Annotated in this window: 15 protein-coding genes; 14 read left to right on the plus strand and 1 reads right to left on the minus strand. The window is 50.6% G+C overall.

All coding sequences use genetic code 11. The features are described 5' to 3' along the window. Positions 1-77 precede the first annotated feature (77 nt). The 6 genes from C772_RS01215 (at position 78) to C772_RS01240 (ending at position 6,058) form a co-directional block, all read left to right on the plus strand. Positions 78-695 (plus strand): 3'-5' exonuclease, encoded by a 618-nt coding sequence (locus tag C772_RS01215; RefSeq protein WP_008296698.1) that lies wholly within the window; start codon positions 78-80, stop codon positions 693-695. Between the two features lie 111 nt (positions 696-806). Continuing rightward, positions 807-1,721 carry a DMT family transporter gene (locus tag C772_RS01220; protein WP_008296700.1) on the plus strand — a complete coding sequence of 305 codons (915 nt, stop codon included), beginning with the start codon at positions 807-809 and terminating at the stop codon, positions 1,719-1,721. Positions 1,722-1,942: 221 nt separating this feature from the next. After that, positions 1,943-3,022 carry a nuclease-related domain-containing protein gene (locus C772_RS01225; RefSeq protein ID WP_008296701.1) on the plus strand — a complete coding sequence of 360 codons (1,080 nt, stop codon included), beginning with the start codon at positions 1,943-1,945 and terminating at the stop codon, positions 3,020-3,022. 143 nt (positions 3,023-3,165) lie between these two features. Then, on the plus strand, positions 3,166-4,362 hold the full coding sequence (locus tag C772_RS01230) for an aminotransferase class I/II-fold pyridoxal phosphate-dependent enzyme (RefSeq protein WP_008296703.1): 1,197 nt from the start codon (positions 3,166-3,168) through the stop codon (positions 4,360-4,362). Positions 4,363-4,468: 106 nt separating this feature from the next. After that, on the plus strand, positions 4,469-5,539 hold the full coding sequence (locus tag C772_RS15965; protein WP_008296705.1) for a CAP and S-layer homology domain-containing protein: 1,071 nt from the start codon (positions 4,469-4,471) through the stop codon (positions 5,537-5,539). A 36-nt stretch (positions 5,540-5,575) separates the two neighbouring features. After that, complete coding sequence (locus C772_RS01240; protein WP_008296707.1) at positions 5,576-6,058, plus strand: VanZ family protein; 483 nt, start codon at positions 5,576-5,578, stop codon at positions 6,056-6,058. 24 nt (positions 6,059-6,082) lie between these two features. Here C772_RS01240 and C772_RS01245 read toward each other — a convergent pair whose 3' ends face one another. Then, positions 6,083-6,928, minus strand: a complete 846-nt coding sequence (locus C772_RS01245; RefSeq protein ID WP_008296710.1) for a hypothetical protein — start codon at positions 6,926-6,928, stop codon at positions 6,083-6,085. Positions 6,929-7,138: 210 nt separating this feature from the next. Here C772_RS01245 and C772_RS01250 point away from each other — a divergent pair, with 210 nt between their 5' ends. The 8 genes from C772_RS01250 to C772_RS16605 all read left to right on the plus strand — a co-directional run bounded on the left by C772_RS01250 (position 7,139) and on the right by C772_RS16605 (position 21,417). Next, entirely contained in the window at positions 7,139-8,308 is a 1,170-nt protein-coding gene (locus C772_RS01250) for a S41 family peptidase (protein WP_008296711.1), read from the plus strand. A 116-nt stretch (positions 8,309-8,424) separates the two neighbouring features. Then, complete coding sequence (locus C772_RS01255; protein WP_008296714.1) at positions 8,425-9,702, plus strand: nucleotide sugar dehydrogenase; 1,278 nt, start codon at positions 8,425-8,427, stop codon at positions 9,700-9,702. A gap of 26 nt (positions 9,703-9,728) precedes the next feature. Then, a complete protein-coding gene (locus C772_RS01260; protein WP_008296716.1) occupies positions 9,729-10,466 on the plus strand; it encodes a WecB/TagA/CpsF family glycosyltransferase in 738 nt (245 codons plus the stop codon). Continuing rightward, a complete protein-coding gene (murJ, locus tag C772_RS01265; protein WP_008296718.1) occupies positions 10,459-11,985 on the plus strand; it encodes a murein biosynthesis integral membrane protein MurJ in 1,527 nt (508 codons plus the stop codon). The genes C772_RS01260 and murJ overlap by 8 nt, the downstream gene beginning before the upstream one ends. A gap of 12 nt (positions 11,986-11,997) precedes the next feature. Then, positions 11,998-13,293 (plus strand): oligosaccharide repeat unit polymerase, encoded by a 1,296-nt coding sequence (locus C772_RS01270; protein ID WP_008296720.1) that lies wholly within the window; start codon positions 11,998-12,000, stop codon positions 13,291-13,293. A gap of 303 nt (positions 13,294-13,596) precedes the next feature. Beyond that, the gene (locus C772_RS01275; RefSeq protein WP_008296722.1) at positions 13,597-17,283 is read left to right on the plus strand and encodes an S-layer homology domain-containing protein; all 3,687 of its coding nucleotides are present in this window, start codon (positions 13,597-13,599) and stop codon (positions 17,281-17,283) included. A gap of 223 nt (positions 17,284-17,506) precedes the next feature. Continuing rightward, the gene (locus C772_RS15970; protein ID WP_008296723.1) at positions 17,507-18,595 is read left to right on the plus strand and encodes an S-layer homology domain-containing protein; all 1,089 of its coding nucleotides are present in this window, start codon (positions 17,507-17,509) and stop codon (positions 18,593-18,595) included. Between the two features lie 158 nt (positions 18,596-18,753). Further along, positions 18,754-21,417 carry an S-layer homology domain-containing protein gene (locus C772_RS16605; RefSeq protein WP_008296724.1) on the plus strand — a complete coding sequence of 888 codons (2,664 nt, stop codon included), beginning with the start codon at positions 18,754-18,756 and terminating at the stop codon, positions 21,415-21,417. Positions 21,418-21,489: the final 72 nt, after the last annotated feature.

The following is a 21,489-nucleotide window of genomic DNA, read 5'->3' on the forward strand; positions in this document are numbered from 1 at the left end:
AAATAAATATTACAATATGATTACATTACCGGAAAAACGGAAATAGAAGAATACTAGACAGAAGGCGGTGGATACCTATGGTAAACCCGAGGCGGGAAGTGGAAACTCTGCTGGAAGAAAAGATCCGTCAGCAACGAAAACAGGCACGGCCGCCGAGGCGGCCGAGACGATACAAGACTTCTGTTAGGAAAGCCGCAAGCTATGTCGTCCTGGACTTTGAGACAACCGGATTCCGTTCAGGCGCGGACCGGATCATCCAGATCGGTGCAGTCAAATACAAGGACCATGAAAGAACCGGCACATTCGAGACGCTCGTCAACCCGAAGCGGCACATCTCACCAAGAATCACACAGCTGACCGGGATCACAAACGACTCAGTGAAGCATGCCCCGATGATCGACGAAGTCATCGGCGGGCTGATCGACTTTATCGGCGACCTCCCGATCGTCGCGCATAACGCCGCATTCGATATGGGCTTCCTCTACGCCATCGAAGACCTGCACGGCATTCCCATCCCGGAATACACAGTGATCGACACGGTCCAACTTTCCCGGAAAGTCATCACTGAAACGCCTGACCATAAACTCACGACGCTGAGCCGCTACCTGAAGCTGGAGCACGACGCACACGATGCCGTCGGCGACTGCCTGGTCACGGCCAAACTCTATCAGCACTGCCTTGGCATCATCGGCTGAACGGCCTGCCTGTCCTGGCAGGCTTTTTATTGCGGCGGCTTTCTTGCGGTCTGATATACTTACATCTATGACAGACCATGCCTTGCAGGCGGAGGAAAGGAAGACCGGCCCATGTGGAAGATTTATCTGATGCTGACGCTCGTGATGTTCATGTGGGGGCTGAACCTCCCGATGCTGAAGTACCTGCTCGGGTATGTGGGGCCGGTCACGATGACTTCCCTCCGGATCTTCACTGCGGGCATCATCGTATTCATCATTCTCACGGCCATGAAAATCATCCGTCTTCCACGGCGTACGGAATGGATTTACATAATCCCGGGGATGCTGCTGAACGTCGTGGCGCATCACTACTTTCTGAATGCGGGACTGACGATGACCTCCGGCACGAACGCCGCACTGATCCTCGGTACCGGCCCGTTCCTGACTGCGGTGTTCTCCTCGCTGCTGATTCGGGTGTTCCCGTCAAAACTGCAGTGGCTCGGCGTCCTGCTCGGACTCATCGGGGTCAGCTCCGTCGTCCTGGCGGGAGGCGGGCTTTCGGATATTTCACAGGGGGACGTCTTCATCTTCCTGTCCATCGCCGTCCAGGTGCTAAGTTTCCTCATCGTCGCCAAAGCAGCCGCGACACTCGACCCGCGGCTGCTGACCGCCTACATGCTTCTGATCGGCGGCTCCACACTGTTCATCATCGGACTGATTGTGGAACCCGGTGAACTGGCCGCGTTCGGCGAAGTCCCGCCGATCTTCTGGCTGGTCTTCGGAATCAGTGCGCTGTTCGGTACCGCCATCAGCCACATGCTCTACAACTACTCCGTCGGCCAGGCCGGCCCGACCAAAGCGGCGATCTTCATGAACCTGAACACACTCGTCGCACTTCTCGGCTCAGCGCTCTTCCTCGGCGAAGTGTTAACTGTCCGCCACCTCCTCGGACTCATCCTGATTGTCACCGGTGTCCTCTTCGGATCAGGAGCGGCGGAGGACTTGTGGAAGAAGCGGCGTGCTAAGGAGGAGACGGCGAGGGATTAGGTGAAACGTTGATATAGTGGAGTGAGACGTTGATTATCTTCACTGATACGTTGACTAAGTTTAATGAGACGTTGATTAACTTCATTGAAACGTTGATTATCTCTTATTCTAATAATTAAAAATTCAGATATTGCGTCACGGCTCTCCTTCGCTTATGGTAAAGGAAACAAAGTCGGACGCTTTTTATTTGCGTTCCCCCTCCGGCCGGAGAGGAGCTGCAAATGAACTCGACTGACTGGGAGATCCATAGCCTGGAGCGCGCCGTTGTTCGTCTCCAACATCAAGAACCGGTTATTAACGAGCCGCATGATGTGCCGACAGTTGAGGCGATGCTGGGCGTCGCCACCAACGATAGGAAGTTTAAACGGGAGAGAAGGCAGGCGTTGGAAGATATCGAAGCCATCCTTTATCGGAAAAAAGCAGGGAGGGTTGGGGAAGAGGCTGTAGAGCAGACACTTTCTGAAATGATTTTTCCCGAGGGGACGCATGTATTTAGAAACGCCTCACTGCTGATCAGAAAGGGCTACCGGGTCGAAATCGATGTCCTGATTCTCACGCCAAGCTTTGCACTGGTCCTTGAAGTGAAGAATATTGCCGGGACGCTCTTTTTCAACGAAGAGGAAGGGAAGACCGTCCGCATCCGGGAAAACGGTCAAGCCGATGAGTTCGATTGCTATGTACATCAGCTGGACCGGCAGATCAGCGGCCTTAATCAGTTTCTGGCAAGCCATCAGATTTCGTTGCCAATCTATGGGGCAGTAGTCTTGGCGAATCAAAACACAGTCGTGAAGAAGCGGCCGGTCACGTTCCCGCTCCTGTACCGAAAACAGCTTGCGCGTCATTTCCGCTCACTTCGCTCTGACAATCCAATCCTATCTGCAGTCACAGTTAATCAGCTATCCAGACTTTTCGGCCCACGTGTGGAAGAACAGCAGGAACAACCACTGTGCATGGAGAGGGATCTCAGTCCGCTCATGTTCCGCCGAGGAGTACTGTGCCTTCAGTGCAATCAAAGAATCCTTGCTTACCAGGGACGGGGGTGGTATTGCAGGACTTGTGAAATACCGGGAAGAGAAGCGGTGCGCCAGGCGGTTGAAGACCGCTTGATATTGATCAACCTGGAAATTACCAATAAGCAATGCAGAGAGTTTCTTATGATTGGGCATAGTTCCCAGGCGACAAGAATCCTGAAATCTTTGGAGCTGAATAAGTTCGGTGAACCGCCTGGGACGAGTTATTACAAGATTGGCAAAGGACCGCTGAAATGGGCGGAGGAGAGTAGAAAATCAACGTCTCAATAAAGATGTCAACGTCTCAATAAACTTAATCAACGTCTCACTTTAGATAATCAACGTCTCAACAAACATCATCAACGTTTCCCCTCGAGACAGTCTCTTCAGCTCATCTCGCTCATAAACTGACTGATAAGGAAAGGATGATCAAAATGGCGCTCAGGATCAATCCGCTGGTGGAGAAGACGCCGCTTTCGGGGATCCGGCAGATGTCGAACCGGCTGCCGGCGCATCCGGGGGCGGTGAATCTGACGGTGGGCCAGCCGGATTTCCCGCCGCCGGATGAGGTGAAGGAAGCGGCACGGCAGGCAATCGGGCAGCGGGCAACGGGGTATTCGATGAATGCGGGGCTGCCAGAGCTGAGGCAGGCGGCTGCCGCGTACTACGGCAATAAGTATGGGTTCCGCTATGATCCGGTGAGCGAGACGGTGATCACGGCGGGCGGGAGCGGCTCGATGGATGCGGTGCTCAGGACGATTCTTGAGCCTGGGGATGAGGCAATCATTCCGGTGCCGATCTATGCAGGCTATGAGCCGCTGATCCGGCTTGCCGGTGCGACTCCAGTTTATCTGGATACCCGCCGCACCGGGTTCATTCCGAAAGCAGATGCCCTTGAGAAGCTGATCACGCCGAAGACGAAAGTGGTCATCTTCAACAACCCGTCGAATCCGACCGGTGTCGCGATTCCGAAAGACCGGATGGACCGGCTTGCCGAAGTGCTTGCCAGGCACGAGGTCTTTATCCTCTCCGACGATATTTATTCCGAGAACACGTTCGACACGCCGCATCAGTCATTCGGGGCTTATCCTGCGCTCCGCGACAGGCTTTTCCTGATCCACGGCCTATCAAAGTCCCATTCCATGACAGGGTGGCGGATCGGCGTGCTGTTCGGGCCGGCAGAGGTGATGCAGCACATTGTGAAGATTCACGCGTACAATGCCATCTGCGCACCGACACCATCTCAGTATGCGGCAATCGAGGCGTATACAGGAAACACTAAAGCACCCGAAAAAATGAACCGGGCCTATATCCAGCGAAGGCAGTTCATCACCGCCTCACTGAAAGAAATGAATCTCCCGCTCGTCCGCCCGACCGGTGCATTCTACGCATTTCCTTCGATAGAAGAATTCCCGATCACCTCGAAAGACTTCGCCATCCGGGCCCTCGAGGAGGAGGGCGTGGCGGTCGTCCACGGCAGTGCATTCACGATGTACGGGGAGGGACATATCCGGATTTCCTATGCTGCCAGCATGGACCAGCTGGAGAAGGGAATGGAGCGGCTCGGCAGGTTTGTCGGTAAGCTGCGGGGAGACACCCGCACAATCGTCCCGGACCTGCCACAGCTGTAATCAGGAAAGGACCTGGAAAAAGGGTCCTTTTTTCCTGTGCAGAAAATCTTTAAATCTCCTCGGACCGGGTATTTTCATAGGAAGATACCAGGAAAGGGGTCTTCATATGCTGAGGAAACTGCTCGCCGCCGTCCTGCTGGCTTTCACGTTGCCGTCCGCTGCATCTGCAGATACTAAAACCTTCACAGACGTCGCACCGACGTTCTGGGCCGCCGATGAGATTCATGAACTGGCGGAACTTGGCGCATTGAATGGCTACCCGAACGGGCGGTTCTACCCGAACAACCTGCTCACCCGTGCGCAAAGCGCCAAAGTGCTTCATGAACTCACGAATCCGCAGCAAGCACCAAGCGACTTCCGGACACAGTTTACGGATGCCACTTCAAATCACTGGGCCTACGGCTATATCCGTGACCTGACGCACAGCGGTGTGTTCCGGAACGCAGAGTTATTCCGTCCGGAAGAAAACCTGTCCCGCGCACAGATGGCGAAAATCATCGTCGAGTCGTTCGATATCATCACCGATGACAACGACCTGTCGTTCTTCGTCGACACGCCGGCAGGAGAGTTCCACACATATATCACGACGATAGCCGAACTTGGAATCACAACCGGCCGGGCAAACAGCAGATTCGATCCGAACGGTCCCGTCACTCGCGCCCAGTTTGCCGCGTTCTCGAGCCGCGCACTGGAGTTTGACCGGAAGCGCGATGCCGGGGAAATCGTCTATGACAAGGAAAGCGAACAGTACATCGACCTGACTGACGCCTCTCCGAATCCGCCGAGCCCACAGGAGGAAATCAGCCAGCAGACGATCGTTCTGGTCAATGCGGAGCGCGAGGCGCGAGGCATCGCACCGCTCACAGCCGACCCGGCACTTTCCGCGATGGCACAGCTGAAGTCGGAGGATATGGCGCAGAACAATTATTTCGAACATGAATCTCCGACATACGGGCAGGTGTGGGACATGGCGGCGATGTTCGACTACAGCTTCACGAGGATCGGCGAGAACATCGCCTGGAACCAGCAGTCGGCCCGTGAAGTCGTCACGGCCTGGATGAACTCCGAGGGCCACCGCGCGAATATACTCGACCCGCGCTTTACCCATATCGGAGCGGGCTTCGCCAAGAACGCGGAAGGGGAACTTTACTGGACCCATCACTTCTCAAGAAAATGACTTTTAAAACCAGACCTTCTGGATTATGATGAATGTATGAAAAAGTACCTATTTCTTCTGCTGATCATTGCGCTGCTCTTCTTTTCATCCGGGCAGACGTACGAACAGCAGTCGCTCATCCCGAAACTGAAAGAATGGCTGCCGGGCCAGCCCCTGGAAGGGGTCTTGTCTACGCTCCAAGTCCCGTACTGGGGGCGGACAATCTCCGTGGAATCCAAGGGATACTATCATTTCATTGAATTCCTTATCCGGAAAGGGGCACACATCGTCTCCTTTGGCGTGCTGGCTGCTGCCATCTTCGCCGTGCTGCCCAAGATCCGGTTCCGCTACCTGGCTGCATTCGGCCTGACCGTCATCGCAGCGTTTATGGACGAGTACCACCAGTCGCTCACAGGGGGCAGGACGCCCTATCTCGGTGACGTGGCGCTGGATGCATTCGGAGCGGCGCTGTTCCTGAGCCTCATTGCTCTGTTAATGAAACGGAATGTGCCCAAACGAAAGACCGCCGGAATTTCCTGAATGGAAATCCGGCGGTCTTTTTACTTAGTTTCGGGCTGCATCCAGCAAACTGCTTCTGAGTGCTTCTTTTTCCGCATTGTACTGGTCACGGAAACTTTGCGCGTAGGATTTGCTGTAGCCATTTCGTTGGAGATCGTTTTCAACCTCACTGATCAGCTGGTTGAAAACAGCATCAGTCTGGCTTTCAAGTGAGTTTGCGGCCCCCATGTACTTTTGGTAGAAGTAGGCATAATTGATGGACTCACCGTTTTGCTTCTTTTCGGTGTACTCAGCTTTGGCACGGCCTACGAGGGAACTGATTTTCCCGTTTGCCTGGGCCTGGAAACTGTCGAAGGTCGGCGTGTATTTGTTCTTAATATCTGAGACGGACGGTTTTGAAGACGAACCGCTTCCGACAGAAGCCCCGCTATTATTTGAAGAATTGCCGGCGGAAGAAGTTGAACCGTTGCCGCTTGCACTGCCTTTGGATGTGGACTGGGTAACTCCGGCTACTGCTGCGGAACCGGCACCACCCGGCTGGTCCGAGACAATTTTCTCGGTGGATCCGGTACTTTCATCAGTTCCTGCAGAACCGGCTCCGGTTTCAGCTGACTGATTTTCTCCCCCGGCAGAATCCCCATTGGCAGTTCCCGTATTTTCTGTTTCCGGATCACTGGTTGTCCCGCTGGATTGTTCCGGGTCGCCTCCGATGACCGTGCCATCCGGCAGCTCAAGCTGGTAATCCTCTTCTTGAATCTTTTCAATTTCTTCATCAGCTACATCGTATTCTTTAAACTTCAGAACATAGACCAGGTAACCGCCGACCAGTAATGCCACTGTCAGCAGACTTAGTAGAATTGTTCTCAAGCGGCGCTTTTTACGTCGACTCATGCTGAATTTACCCCCAATACGCTAATTTGAACTTTGCGTCTATCATTTGAAATAGAGTAACACATTTTATAGTTTCTTGAAATCTTTTTGAGGTGTAATTTGATCTGTAAGGTAACTCATACAGGAAATGACTGTGGTCTTTTCAAACCGTATATCGCTCTTTCATCATCTGCGATATAATCAAGAGAAAAAAGAAACGAGGGTCGGTCAATGCTGAAGCGATCAACAGCGCTATTCTTTTTCCTCACGGTCCTCTTTGCTTCGCAAGCTGTTCATGCTAATGTGATTGAGGAAATCAAGCACTATGTAAAAAACTACTACTACGGGGATATCCCGCTTTACTTAAATGAGATGAAGACGATTGCGGAGATAGAGGCCGGGCTTGACGAATATTCAGAGTATCTAACGAAGAAGGAATATGAAGCTTATCTCGGAACATTACATATCCCTTCAGAATCATGGCAGCTGACCGGAGACCTTCCTGGAAGTGAGGCTGATTCACATGTGATGTCGCGCTTTCTTTTCGGTAATACCGGATATATCGCTGTTTCCAGGTTTCAAGTGGAAACGCCGATAGCCGTGATTCGGGAATGGGAAAAATTAAAGGGGATGGGAGCCCGGCAACTAATTCTGGATCTCCGGTATAACGGAGGCGGTTCGGTGGGCAGCGCAGAAAAAATCATCGGCATGTTCCAAAATGCTCCGGAGGCCTACACGCGGCATAACCGCGAAGAATCCATTAGGGTCAAGTCTGTGCCGGCTAAGATCAAATTTCCGCAGAACCCATATGTCCTCGTCAATAAATATTCAGCTTCAGCCTCTGAGCTGGTGGCTGCTGCTATCAAAGACCAGCAGGCCGGTACGGTGGTCGGCCAAAAAACCTATGGGAAAGGAAGCATTCAAAGCTTTTTTGAATTATCGGATGGAGGAGCAATGAAGCTCACGACCGCTCACTTTATCGGTCCGGGTGGTACCAAAATCCAAAGCTTTGGAGTGATGCCGGACGAAGAGACGCCGCCTGGCAAGGAATTGCAGTTTGCCCATACTGCCCTATCTAAAGGTTGGTTAACTGAACAAGGTTATTCGGAATTTCCTGATGCTGAGATGGAAGCTCCGGGAAAATCCTTTACCATCACATTTTCTCAGAAGATGAACTTTTCTGCTCCTGCCGCGTCCAATCGTGTGGAGCTGATCAGAATGGGGGACGCGATCACAGTTCCGGTGAAGGTAGAGCAAACCGGTGACTTGGAACTCAAGATTACTCCGGAGAAACCATTACTTTCAAATTCGGTTTATGCGTTGGTGATCCACCCCCGTTTTGCAGATCGTGAAGGAATTTACATGAGAAAAGGAGCTTATCTCTTCATTAAGACCATTTGACAGGAACCCTCCTGCTGACAGGTAAGACGAATGGAGCCTCATTGTGTTATAATGGGAAAATTGATTTGCCCCCTAACTTGTAAATGCAGTTTTGCATCAGGAAAGGAAGACTTGGAATGACGAAGAATCTATGTGTCATCGGACTGGGCTACATCGGCCTGCCGACTGCAGTCATGTTCGCAAACCACGGCGTACGCGTACATGGTGTGGACGTGAATCAGCGTGCAGTCGAGATGATTTCGAATAAACAGCTTCATATTGAAGAAAACGGGCTGCAGGAGCGTTTAAACAATGCGATTGACAGCGGCATGCTGACGGTCTCCACGGAGCCGGTCGAAGCGGATGCGTTCATCGTGGCCGTTCCGTCCCCGATCCGCGAAGACCGGACTGCGGACCTCGAATACGTCCGGAAGGCAACAGCATCAATCGTGCCTTATCTGAAAAAAGGCAACCTCATCATCTTGGAGTCTACGGTACCTCCAAAGACGGTCGAGGACGTCATGCTTCCGGAGCTTGAAAAGTCCGGTTTCGCAATCGGTGAAGAACTGTTCGTCTCTCACTCTCCGGAGCGGGTCATTCCGGGCCGCATCTTCGAAGAACTCGAGCAGAACGGCCGCATCATCGGCGGCATCAACGAAAAGTCCGCGGAGATGACGAAGGAGCTCTATGAAGCATTCGTCAAGGGACCGATCGAGCTCACAGACGCGACGACCGCGGAACTTGTTAAAGTCATGGAGAATACGTACCGTGATGTGAACATTGCATTTGCCAACGAAATGGCGAAAATCGGTGAGCATCTGGACGTCAATATCTGGGATGCCATCCGCTTTGCAAACTTCCACCCGCGCGTGAACATTCACCAGCCGGGACCAGGCGTTGGCGGGCACTGCATCGCCGTTGACCCATGGTTCCTCGTTGAGCTGGCACCTGAGCAATCCAACATCATTCATCTATCACGCAAGACGAATGACGGCATGCCGCAGTTCGTCGCTGACAGGGTAATGGAGCTTGTAGGGGACTCGGAACGGAAAATCGCCGTTCTCGGACTTTCCTTCAAGGCGGATGTCGATGACATGCGTCAGAGCCCGTCCATTGACGTCATCAATCATCTTCAGGAAAAGGGCTTCACCGTTGCATCGTTCGATCCGCATGTGAACGAAGGCAGCCATCCTACACAGGTAAATTCCGTTGAGGAAGCAGCAAAAGACGCTGTGATGATCCTTGTGCTGACAAACCATATGGAATTTAAAAACCTACAGCCTAACCAGGTAGCAGATTCCATGGATGAGAAAATCATCTATGACACAAAGAACTGCATCGACCTCCCTGTATGGAAGGAAGCGGGCTTCCGGACATACCTTCTGGGAGACCATAAAGACAATACGAACGAGTAAATCGACTCGATATACGGGTGAATCCAATGAAAGAACAATTTTTCGGAGTACAGGTCAATACGGAGCGGTTCGATGAGATGCTCGACCTCATCTTTTCTCGCAAGCGGGAAGGGAAGAAGTCGTTCATCGTCGCGATCAATCCGGAGAAACTGATGAAAGCCAGGCAGGACCCGGAACTCCACAAGATCCTGAATACGGCTGACTTCCAGATCCCGGATGGGGTTGGTGTGCTAATCGCTTCCCGACTGAAGAATGGGACGATCCGCGATCGCATCACGGGCGTTGATATGATGGAGCGGCTCTGCGGACGTGCGGCTGAAACCGGTGACGGTGTCTTCCTATACGGTGCCAAGCCAGGCGTCGCCGATCAGGCAGCGGCCGGCATGAAGGCGAAATTTCCAAGCCTGAACATCGCAGGGACGCTTGACGGCTATGTCAAGGATGAGCAACAGGTACTGGACACGATCAATGCGTCCGGCGCAGCCATTCTGTTTGTCGCCCTCGGAAGCCCCACCCAGGAAAACTTCATCATCCGCAACATGGACCGCCTCGTGCCGTCTGTCTATCAGGGAGTCGGCGGGTCGTTTGATGTGTTCTCAGGAAACATCAAACGTGCCCCGGCCGGCTTCAGGAAACTGGGCCTTGAATGGCTTTACCGCCTGCTGAAAGAACCATCCCGGTGGAGGAGGCAACTGGAACTGCCGAAGTTTCTCATCGCGGTCCTGACCGGACGGCATGAGAAAGGCGGCGGTGCCCATGAGTAAACTGAAGGTCGCATCGATCCTGTTTCTGTTCTCGACATTTGTCCTGAAATTTTCCAGCATGATCCGCGACCTCGTCATCGCCGGCCTGTTCGGTGATTCCTATCATGCTGATGCGTATCTCGCAGCGATGACGATTCCTAACGCCTTCGTCCTGTTTTTACTGACCGGGATGAAAGACGCGTTTCTCCCGAGCTATTATAAGTTCAATGCCATTGGCAGGGGAGAAGAGCACCTGACGAATATCGTCAAGGGAACGTTTTGGATCACGCTGGGCGTGTCCATACTTGGCGTACTCTTATCCGGCCCGATTATCCGACTATTTTATCCGAACTTCGGGGAATTCGAGCACGGATTTGCCATCGCAACCGCGACGGCGGCCCTTTATTTCGCATCTCTCTGCATGGTCGGTGTGAACGCCGTCTACGAAGGTTACTTTGACGCAAAGAAGAAATTCTCATTCAGCGTCTTTTCCCAGACGAGCGTCGTCCTGATGACCATCCTGTTCGCGATTCTCTTCCACAAACAGCTGGGCATCATCGCCGTACCGGTCGGGTACTTTGTAGGTACGATATTGAGCCTTCTTCTGAAGGTGATCTACCGGACACCAAAGAAGTTCCTCAACTGGAAGCAGAAGATGGACATCGGGGAAGTGTCGGAGTTCTATCATATTTTCTGGCCTGTCGGGCTGACAATTGCCGTCGGCCAGATTAACCTGATGGTCAACACGTTCTTTGCAGCCGACCTTGGGGAAGGGGTTGTGTCGAACCTGAACTATGCGTTCCGGCTCGTCAACATCCCGCAGGCAATCTTCGGTGTGACGATCGCGACAATCGCATTCCCGATCATCGCCGAAGCACACAATAAGAAGAACCCTGCCCTGTTCAAGCGGGGGCTTGAGAAAGGGTATCTGTACCTGCTTGTTTTCCTCACACCGATGCTGGCGGGCATGTGGTACCTCATGCACGAACTCGTCGGAACAGTATATGAACGCGGCGCCTTCACGGCAAGCGCAACAGATCTGACTACATCTTATGCGGTTCTCTATATCGGATCGGCTTTCTTCTATAGTATCCAGGCTGTTACCGCGAAGGGTTTCTATACGCTTGAGAAAGGTCACTATATGATGCGGATCGGGCTGATATCAATCATCCTGAATATCCTTTCCAACTGGATCTTTTCCCAGTTCTACGGGGCACAGGGGATTGCGTTGTCCGCTTCAATCGTGGCTCTGCTCTATTGCGGAATCACCTTCACGACGCTCTATAAGGAAGTCGGCGGATTTGATGTCCGGTATCTGCTCAAAAACTCCGGGCAGATCATAGTCGGTGTTGCCGTGATGATGGCGTATCTGTACGGATTTGACTTCTTGGTTCCGGGCTCGGTAGAATGGCACCGCATCATCCGCCTGGTCGTCCTCGGAATTACTGGAGCGATTGTCTACTTCGCCGTCATGCTGCTGTTCCGAAACGAATTTGTGAAAGAGATGCTTGCCAAAGGAGGAACGCCATCATCGAAATGATGATGAACATACATGATGAAAACAACGCTAAAAAACAGCGCCGACGGACTTGGACGGATCGGCGCATTCTCACCATATTTCTTTTTGCCGTTCGTGCTCGTGTTGTACTTCCTGGTCAGCATGTTCGACTTTCACCGGTTTGAGTATTTCAACCTCTCTGTATCGGTCTGGCCGGCAGTCATTCTTTCGCTCATCGCCTACTATTTCGGTGTCTGGGCGGCGGACCGCGGCAGATGGGTGTTTCCGGATTTCGGGCTGGGTATGTTCAAGGGCAAGACTGTCTGGTTCATCTGGATCCTGACAATGATCGGGGCAATCGCCTACGCCGGGATGCTTGCGACCGGGCAGGTCGGCCTGACCGACGAATCCGTCCGGCGCAACCTGGACCCGAAGTTGAACCTGCTTAGCCAACTCTTATGGTTCGGCGTCGTTCTGCTATTGGCAATCAAGATCTTCAAGGAAGAGAATTTGACGAAACGGAAGGCCTTCAACTACGGAGCCATCTATTTTGGCGCGATGGTGCTTTTCTTGCTTATGGGCTATAGAACACCGATCGCGGTTATGCTCTTAACCGGTGTGATCATTTTCCATTTCGTCATCAAACGTATCAGGTTGTCGTGGCTGTTTGGCGGCATGGCCGTCATCGCCCTGTTCTTCTCAATCTTCGGCTTCATCCGATTCTCCACTGAAGATCCAAACGAAGCGTTCAATAGCCGGGAACAGCCGGATGTCGAGCTGTCAGAACAGCAGAAGCAGAAGTTAATAAGAGACCAGGCGATCATGAATGAGACGCCAGAATGGGTTCGCTCGCTTAACGGTGAATTGGTCAATGGGCATATCGTCCTGTCAAAAATCATTGAATATACCCAAGAAGAAGACTACCTGAAAGGGGAGCTCATTGCGGGTACATTCGGAAGTATTCTCCCTGGAGACCAAGTCTTCCCTCGGGTAAAAGTGACCGAAGTCGTCAACTCGCTCTCAGTCGAAGATGGCCGGTATATTACTAGGCCGAACCGGACAACGACACCAACCTATACGGGGCAACTGTTCCTCGACGGCGGCTATCCGCTTGTCTTTGCAGGATTCTTTGTCTTCGGTACTGTAATTTCCATGCTCTACAATCAGGTCAAACTGACCGGCGTCCGAAATTACCAGACGGTGGCATATGCGTTCGTCACAACGATTTTTATCGTTTCCCTGCATACAGGACTTTTAGACATCATTTTCTTCCTGATGATCGGCTTTGTCATTCTGACTGCGGCTATCGAACTCAACAGGTCGGGAAAGAATAGCTTGAATACTTTGTAATCAGGTTGTATACTGAAATTGTCCATAGAATAGTTCCAAGTTGCATATAACAATTGGCCATAAAAAAGCGGGCCGGCATCTACATGATGCCGGCCCGCTTTTTTGTACAATAATGCCGTCATTTGTGATAATATTCGATATTCTTCTGCAAAATGCCCGAAATCAAATGGAAATCATACTGAAATCCGTTGACATCAGATTGTAATACTCTATAATGAACATTGAGCTTTCTATCAATCTGCTATTCTATTGCGAATGATAGAAATTGCATCACTTCTTCATTAATAAGGAGGAACATATTCTATGGCAACAAAAACTTACAAAAAGTTTTTGACTGGCGCTGCGACAGCCGCAATGGTCGCATCCGCAGTAGCTCCGGTTGCTGCGCAAGGGCAAGACGTTGCTGACACGGCAAATAAGTCGTTCAACGACATCGGTCCCGACAGCTCCCACTACGTAAACGTAATTGAAGCTCGTGAGCTCGGATTCCTCTCCGGTTACGGCGACGGCTCTTTCAAGCCGAACAAGACGCTTAACCGCGGCGACGTCACGAAGATGCTCGGTAAGTATGTTGTTGCGACTAGCGGCAAGACTCTTAATGAGTATGTCGAAGACAACAACATTGCTGACGTACCAAACTTCGCAGACGTACCGAACTCGATTTCCGACAAGGAGCTCGTTACTTACTCGAAGATCGTTAAGCATGCAGAAATCTTCCAGGGTGCCAACAACAACCTGATGCCGACGAAAGAAATGAACCGTGACCAGATCGCGCTCGTTCTCGTTCGTGCATTCGACCTTGAAGACAAAGCAGGCGACACTAAGGTTGTCGACGGAGCAAATTCCGCTTACGAGAAAGAGATTGAAATCCTTCTCGAAAACGGTGTTTCCAACGCTAACCCTTACAAGCCATTCAACAAAACAAGCCGTGCGCAATTCGCATCGTTCCTCGTGCGCGCGTACAAAGTGTCCATGGGCTGGGATCCAACTAAGCCACTGCCTGAACCAGGTAATCCAGATCCAGGAACAGATCCAGATCCGGAACCAGGTCTTGAGTGGGAAGGCGATATCGGCATTGACGCTTCCAAAGACAGCCTCCTTGCTGACGGCAAAGACACTTCCGTCATCACTTTCTCCATCCTTGATGAAAAAGGCAACGTTGACACAGATGCAGACAACATTGTCCTCGCACTCGACGCTACACACGGAACATTTTCTTCCGAGCGCGTGACTGTACAGGACGGCGTTGCAACAGCAACACTGACTTCCGAGCAGAGCAACAAAGACCTGGAAGTCCTGATCACGGCCACAGTAGCTGAAGCATCCGAAGGCTACAAAGACTTGATCGGCGAAAAGCAAACTTACGGTCATATTACATTCGTGGCTTACAGCCAGAACGTGGAAACGCTCAACCTGACTGGTGCTGAGTCTAACCAGACTGACCGTGTGACACTCCACTTCGACCGCGAAGTTTCCCTTGAAGACTTCGTCGTTACAAGCCCGACTGGCGAGCTGAACTACCAGTATCGTCAGGCTGATGGCTCTTGGGGAGCTCCTACAACAGTCGTAAATCCACTTGTTGACCCAGCAGATGTTCGTCATGCCCTCAAGCCTGAAGCGATCAACGTACTCAACGCTCCTGAACGCATCAACGGCGGCCTGATTGGCGGAGGTTCGATTGACGGCGCATCCAACTATCTCGTTGATGGCATCCTCGGACTCAAGCCTGTAGAAGGCGACTCCAAGTCCGTTGAAGTTATCCTTGAAAAGGATTCGCACCTTCTGGATAACAGCCATGTAGTCGTTGTTACGAACTTTGTCTCGGAATCCGGAAAAATCTCCAACTCGGCTACCGAGTTCATTCTGACAGACGCACGCACACCAGAAGTGACAGGCGTTTCTAACAGCGGCCTGAACGAAGTAAATGTTAAGTTCTCCGAAGCGATTGAAGACGGCACTGCTGACTTCCTCATCGACGGAACTTACAATGCAAACGATGATGCAGCAATTGAATACGGCGAATTCGATGCTCGTACGCTCGAAGACAACCGCGATACTGTATCCATCACGCTGGGCGGCGAATATTCGACACCTCCTACGCCTGCTGGCTACTTCACTGCCGGTAACCATAGCATCCAGGTTGCAAACGCAACTGACTTTGCTGGCAACAAAGCGACAACTCAAAACCTCAACTTCACAGTTGAAGCGAATACGACCCAACCATCTGCGGAAGTCACAGTTGAATCTCCAGAGCAGTTCATCGTTGAATTCAACACAGACGTACGCACAGCTGAAGTTGAAAACTTTGCATTCCAGGTTTACAACGAAGACACAGAAGCTTGGGAGTCGATCACTTCTGAAGCAACTGATGAAGAAGTTGGACTGGAAGTTTCCAACCTTGGCGGAAACACGTATGCATTCGAACTTACTGAAGACTGGACTCAGATCTATGATACAGAAGGTACGAATGACAACTACTACAACTACGAATACCGTATTGTTTACGCGAAGGATGACCTTCAGAACCTTGCAAACGGCGTAACAAACGCTGAGCAGGTTGTACTTGACCTCAGCTACGACGGCTCTCCGCTGAACTCGGCTGATACTACAAGCCCAGAAATCACTGAAGTTGTTCAGGATGGCACGTCTTCCACATTCACAGTTACGACCAACGAACCGGTCAAGATTGCTGGAGAAGACAATGCTGGAGACACACTCAGCCAGAAGCAAGAGTCTGTCAACAATGGCACGCTTCCGGAAGTCAAGGGCACAATCCTTGCTAAAGTTGCAGGTGGCAAGACAGTTGAAGTCGATGCGACTGTCAATGGTTATGTTGATGGTTATGATAACAAGTTCACTGTAACTGCAGGTGAGGTTACACTTGCTGAGGATGTTACGGAAAACCGTGTTGTTCTCATCCCAGCGGGCACATACTCCCTGCAAGAGCTTGTTGACTTCGGTTACCTGGAAACTGACTTCGAACTCGTTCTCAGCCAGCTGACTGACGATGTAGGCAACACTGCCAACACGGCAACTTACGACTTCGAAATGGAGAAGACTGTGGTCAACCCAGATCTCACTCCGTTCTATCTCGTAAAAGCTGAATACGAGAACTACAATGTCGAAGGCAACAACACTCAAGTCGACATCGCAGTTACATTCTCCGAAGGTGTTGCAGCTGCTAACAGCGCGGCAGACATCACTAAGTGGAGCATCAACGGACATGATCTTCCGGTCGGCACTTCAATCAAAGCCGAAAACCGTGACGGCGTAGCCGGAAATGAAACAGTGATCATCACTGTTACAGATCCTTCGCTCTTCATGTATGAAGACAATGTTCCGGTTGGTGAAGGCGGAGAAATCCAGCTTCCGGTTCCTGAGGTAAGCAACGTCATCACTGTTGACCGTGAAATCGCATCCTTCGACGGATCCAAGCTCACTGGCCGTAACCAGCTTGTTGTCGGCATTCCTGCTTTTCTTCAGAACGTGAACTACGCGATTGAACTTCTTTCCCGCGTTGCCGCACTTGATGAAGTTGAAGAAGCTGATCGCGAGCTGATCGAAGCAGCACGTGCAAACTACAACTCCTTGAATGCTCTTGAGAGAAACTATGTTTCTCCACAGCTGGTAGCACAGCTTGAAGCAGCTGAAGAAGCGCTGGGTGAAGCAGGAGAACCAACTCCTGAGCCGACTACTGAAGAAGCAATTGAAGAAGTCGCTCAAACAATCACAGAGCTTTTCGGCCTGGAAGAAGATGTAACACTTCCTCAGCTTGCAGCGGCTAACCCAACCGTTGAAGAGCTTCAGGAACTTGCGACCCAACTTGCTAATGTTGCACCAGGAGATGTAGCAGCTCTCCAGGATCGCCTTGGTGACGGTAACATTACAGAACAAACTATCATTAACGGGTTTAATCAAATCCGGTCGACTAGCGCTGCATCTCTCTATCCAGAACTGGTTGAAGCTTTCGAAGCAGCCTATAACCTTTAATAGACACTCGAACTGAAGAGTTCATTAACTAGTGTTGGTTAAGTAAAGCACTCTGACCTGAGGCATTGGCACGTATTGCCGAAGCTTTGTCAGAGTGCTTTTTCTGTTGAATTGGCATTAGCTAATTCACTTACTTTACGTTTATTATTGTGCTCGTATTATTCAAATGGTAGAATGATGCTTGATGTTATGCTCTTAATCTATCTACATTGGAGGTAATGGAATGAACAAACGCTCGAAATTTGCCGGACTCGCTCTGTCCGCAACACTGGCAGCAGGCACTCTCTTTACGGTTGCTCCGGCTGGAATCACGTATGCCAATGAACAGACGGCAGTTGCTTTCTCGGATCTGGATCCTACAGGTGATGATTACCAACCGATTCTTGCACTTGCGGAGCGCGGCATCATCAAGGGGTATCCGGATGGTACATACAAGCCAGGCCGTGACATTACTCGTCAGCAGGCCGCTAAAATCATTGCCGGTGCATTGGAGCTCGATACGAAGAATGTAAAAGACCCTGGCTATACGGATCTGAGCAAAGACAGCGAGTACTACGGTCCGATTGCAGCTCTGACTGAAGCAGGCATTTTGAGCGGAACTGTCAAAGATGGCAAGAAAGTCATCAATCCGGCTTCCAACCTGTCCCGTGCACAAATGGCTAAAATCATTGCGGAAGCCTATGATTTGGATCATGAAGTTTCCTACACAGCTCCTTTCACAGATGTGACCGCTGATGAATGGCATGCGGGTTATGTACAGGCGCTTTATAATCTTGGAATCACAAAAGGCGTAGGAAATGTCTATGCCGAAAATGACTTTGTGACCCGTGGTCAGATGGCGATGTTCATCCATCGTGCGGAGAACTCCGGTGAAGCAGTTAAAACTGTTGAAGCCGCCCGTGACCTCATCTATGACTTCCTTGAAAGCAAATCGGAAGTAAAAGACAACAATGGTGTGGTCATTGTCGAAACAGCATTTGACCGTGAGACCGGTGTCTATGATGTATTTATTGATGCTGATACCAACATTGCATCGCTCTTGAGCGCTCTTGGAAAGCTCAAGGAAGTCGGTCTTCTTTCTGAAGACATCACAAAGCTAGGTCTGACTCACCTTAAAGTGGCTGATAACAAGCCGGTCGATCTGACAAAAGACTTTGATGCTGCAGTCAATACTTTGACACAGCAAGTGATTGACGAAGTACTGCGTGATGGCAAAATCTCTTCCCACAACATCCCGGTAGAAGCGACAATCACAGTAGGTAAATACACGCTTAAAGAAGAAATCACTCTGAACGGCAATCTGAAGAGATAATTTCTTCAAAATGAAGGTCTGGCATATTAGCCAGACCTTTTTCTATTCTATTAAATCTATTTCGAATTAAATGTTAGTTTAAGAGATTCCCGGGTATAGGATGGGAGAAAGAGTTTCAACTCTTCCTTTCCAACACAATTTGACAGGGGGACTTATCTTTGACGAAGAAGACTTACAGGAAGTTTGCAACTGTTGCAGCAACAGGTGCATTGGTGGCTACAGCAGTAGCTCCGGCGGCGGCCACGCCTCAAGAGGTTGCTCAGACATCCTATACCGATGTCCCGGTTTCGAGCAGTCATTATGCTAATATCATGAAGGCAAAAGAATTGGGAATCATGACCGGTTACGGAAATGGGAAGTTCCAGCCGGATAAGCTTCTGAATCGGGGAGATGTCACAAAGGCACTCGGTAAATTTGTTGTGGCTCAGAGCGGCATGACACAAGATGAATATGTTGAAGAACATAACATTGCGTCTGTTGAGAACTTTAATGACGTACCCGACGACTATGTGGATTCTGAGCTGGTAACATACTCAAAGATTGTTAAACATGCTGGTATTTTTAAAGGCGCCAATAACAATCTGATGCAGACGAATCTGATTAGGCGCGACCAAATGGCGGAGGTGCTGGTGCGTGCGTTCGGCTTTGAGGACCAGCCGGGTGATCCGGGCATGGAAGATACGAAAGACTCTGCTTATGCAAAGTCTGTAGAAGTTCTTTATGAGAACGGAATCACGAATCAAAATCCATATCGTCCATTGAATTACACCAGCCGTGCTCAGTTTGCAACCTTCCTTGTGAGGGCTTACGAGGCCACTGTGGAAACACCGGATCCGGGATTCGCTGTTACCTCGGTTGAAGCGGTGACTTCTACAGTTGACGCCAACGCGGATAAGCAGTTTGCAGGCTTCACCATCAACGGAGGGGACGCGGCAGACCTCGAACAGCTGAAAGAAGAAGGGTATTCGGTAGAGTTCCTATCTTCTAAATCTGGTCTCTTCGTAGATAAAACAACCGGAGAGTTGGATGAAGAAAAGCTCGAAGTTGGAGAGGAAATCCGATTCCAGGTTAAACTTACAAAAGACGATGAAACTCTCACTTCTGAGAATGGAACACTCACAGTAGAGGATTTCAAAACATCCATTACTGAATTGACCGGTTATGACCTGACATTGGAAAGCGGTCAAGAAGTTACAAATGGGACAATTGTCCTGGATGAAAAAGCGGCAATAAGTAATATCGTCGGTACAACAAAATCGGGTGATGAGGAAGTGCCCGTTAAATCCGGCCTTACCTTTGATTCTTCAGACAGAAGTGTCGTCCAAGTAGATAGCAATGGGAATCTCACCACTGTTGCTCCTGGATCTGCAACGATCACCGTGGCTCACGAGTCCGGACAGAAAATCGAAGTCCCGATTAAAGTGGTTTCGGAAGAGCGAGTTCCATCTAATGCAGAAGCCAACACGGAAGGGATCGGCCTTCTTACTGGCCAGGAGCGAAGCTTTGCATTTACGGTAACCGACCAATATGGAATGCCTTACGACGAAGAAGACGGGGAAATCACTGGAAGCTTTGACGTTGTAGTTGATGAGTTAAAGATCGCCACTGTATCAGTTGAAAAAAATGCAGAGGTCGGAAAATATAAGGCGACAGTAAAAGCTGAAGAAAATCTTGAAGAGGATGCCAATGGCACCATTGATATAGTTGCAGGGGATAACGAATTGCTCAACATCCCTCTCACAATCGGGACGGATGATATAGCTGCTGAACAGCGTCTTGAATTGGCCGACTCGTCCAAAGATACGACAATCGACCTAAATCCTTTGGTTGACGACAGTTCCTTGGTCTTGGCTCTAAATGAGTACAACGAAGCCGGACTTTATATTGGGGAGTCCGATCAGTTGGGCAATGGCTATACTGTTGCGACAGACAACGACAACCTGACCGCCAAAGTAAATGAAGGACAGATTGAGGTGTCCGCATATGACGACACGGAACCAGGCACGACAGTCGTCTCCGTGATGGAAGGGGACTTGCTGATCGATCAGATTACCCTGACAGTGGTCGACACGACACCTGCCATCCAGTCGGTTGAATTTGGCACTAGTCAAGTGGATACTGCTCCGGTCAAGCTCTCTGACCTGCTGGACGCAGAAGACCTAGTGCTCACTTCACAGGGAACGGCTGAAATCGGATTGGTTGGTAACGAGACATTGGTTCCGACAATCTTCGTCGATGTCGGTGAGCAGGATGGTGTCTATCAGGCTGATACCGACGTGTTGCTGGGCACAGTAGATATTGCCGCCCAATCGGGTATTGCGAACACGCTTACCTTTAGCGAAGGGTCTGGCGATGAAATCCTCATAAATGGAATTGAACCTGGCGAGGACGGCAACTTTACTCTGCGGGTAAGGAAAGATAATCAGGTATTGGGCACGCATTTGGTCCAAGTAACAGACTTTAGCCGGAACCTTGAATCAGTTGGATTTGCCGCACAGGAGATCACGGCTGCTGACCCTGTTAACTTGATTACAGTTAATCTCACAGGAGAAGATGATACGGTTACCTATACTGTTGCTGATGACGGACAATCAGCGACCATCCAAAAAGGTGAAACGGAAATTGGGACCGTCCAGCTGGAAGCGGCTGAAGTCTTGTCCGGCCTGCAACTCACAACAGAAAATGGCGAACTGACAGTGTCAGGACTGGAAGCTGGAGATTCGGGTGATTTCACCCTTACAGTCGATGCCGAAGGTCAAACTTATACTCAGACATTTACTGTGAATATTGCGGCGGAGCAAGAGGCAGAGGCAGAAGCTTAAATCTATTTCAAAAAACAGGCGGAGAAAACACGAGTTGTTTTTCTCCGCCTGTTTTTCTGTATTGTTATCAAG

The sequence above is a fragment of the Bhargavaea cecembensis DSE10 genome, from assembly GCF_000348905.1.
GTDB lineage: Bacteria > Bacillota > Bacilli > Bacillales_A > Planococcaceae > Bhargavaea > Bhargavaea cecembensis.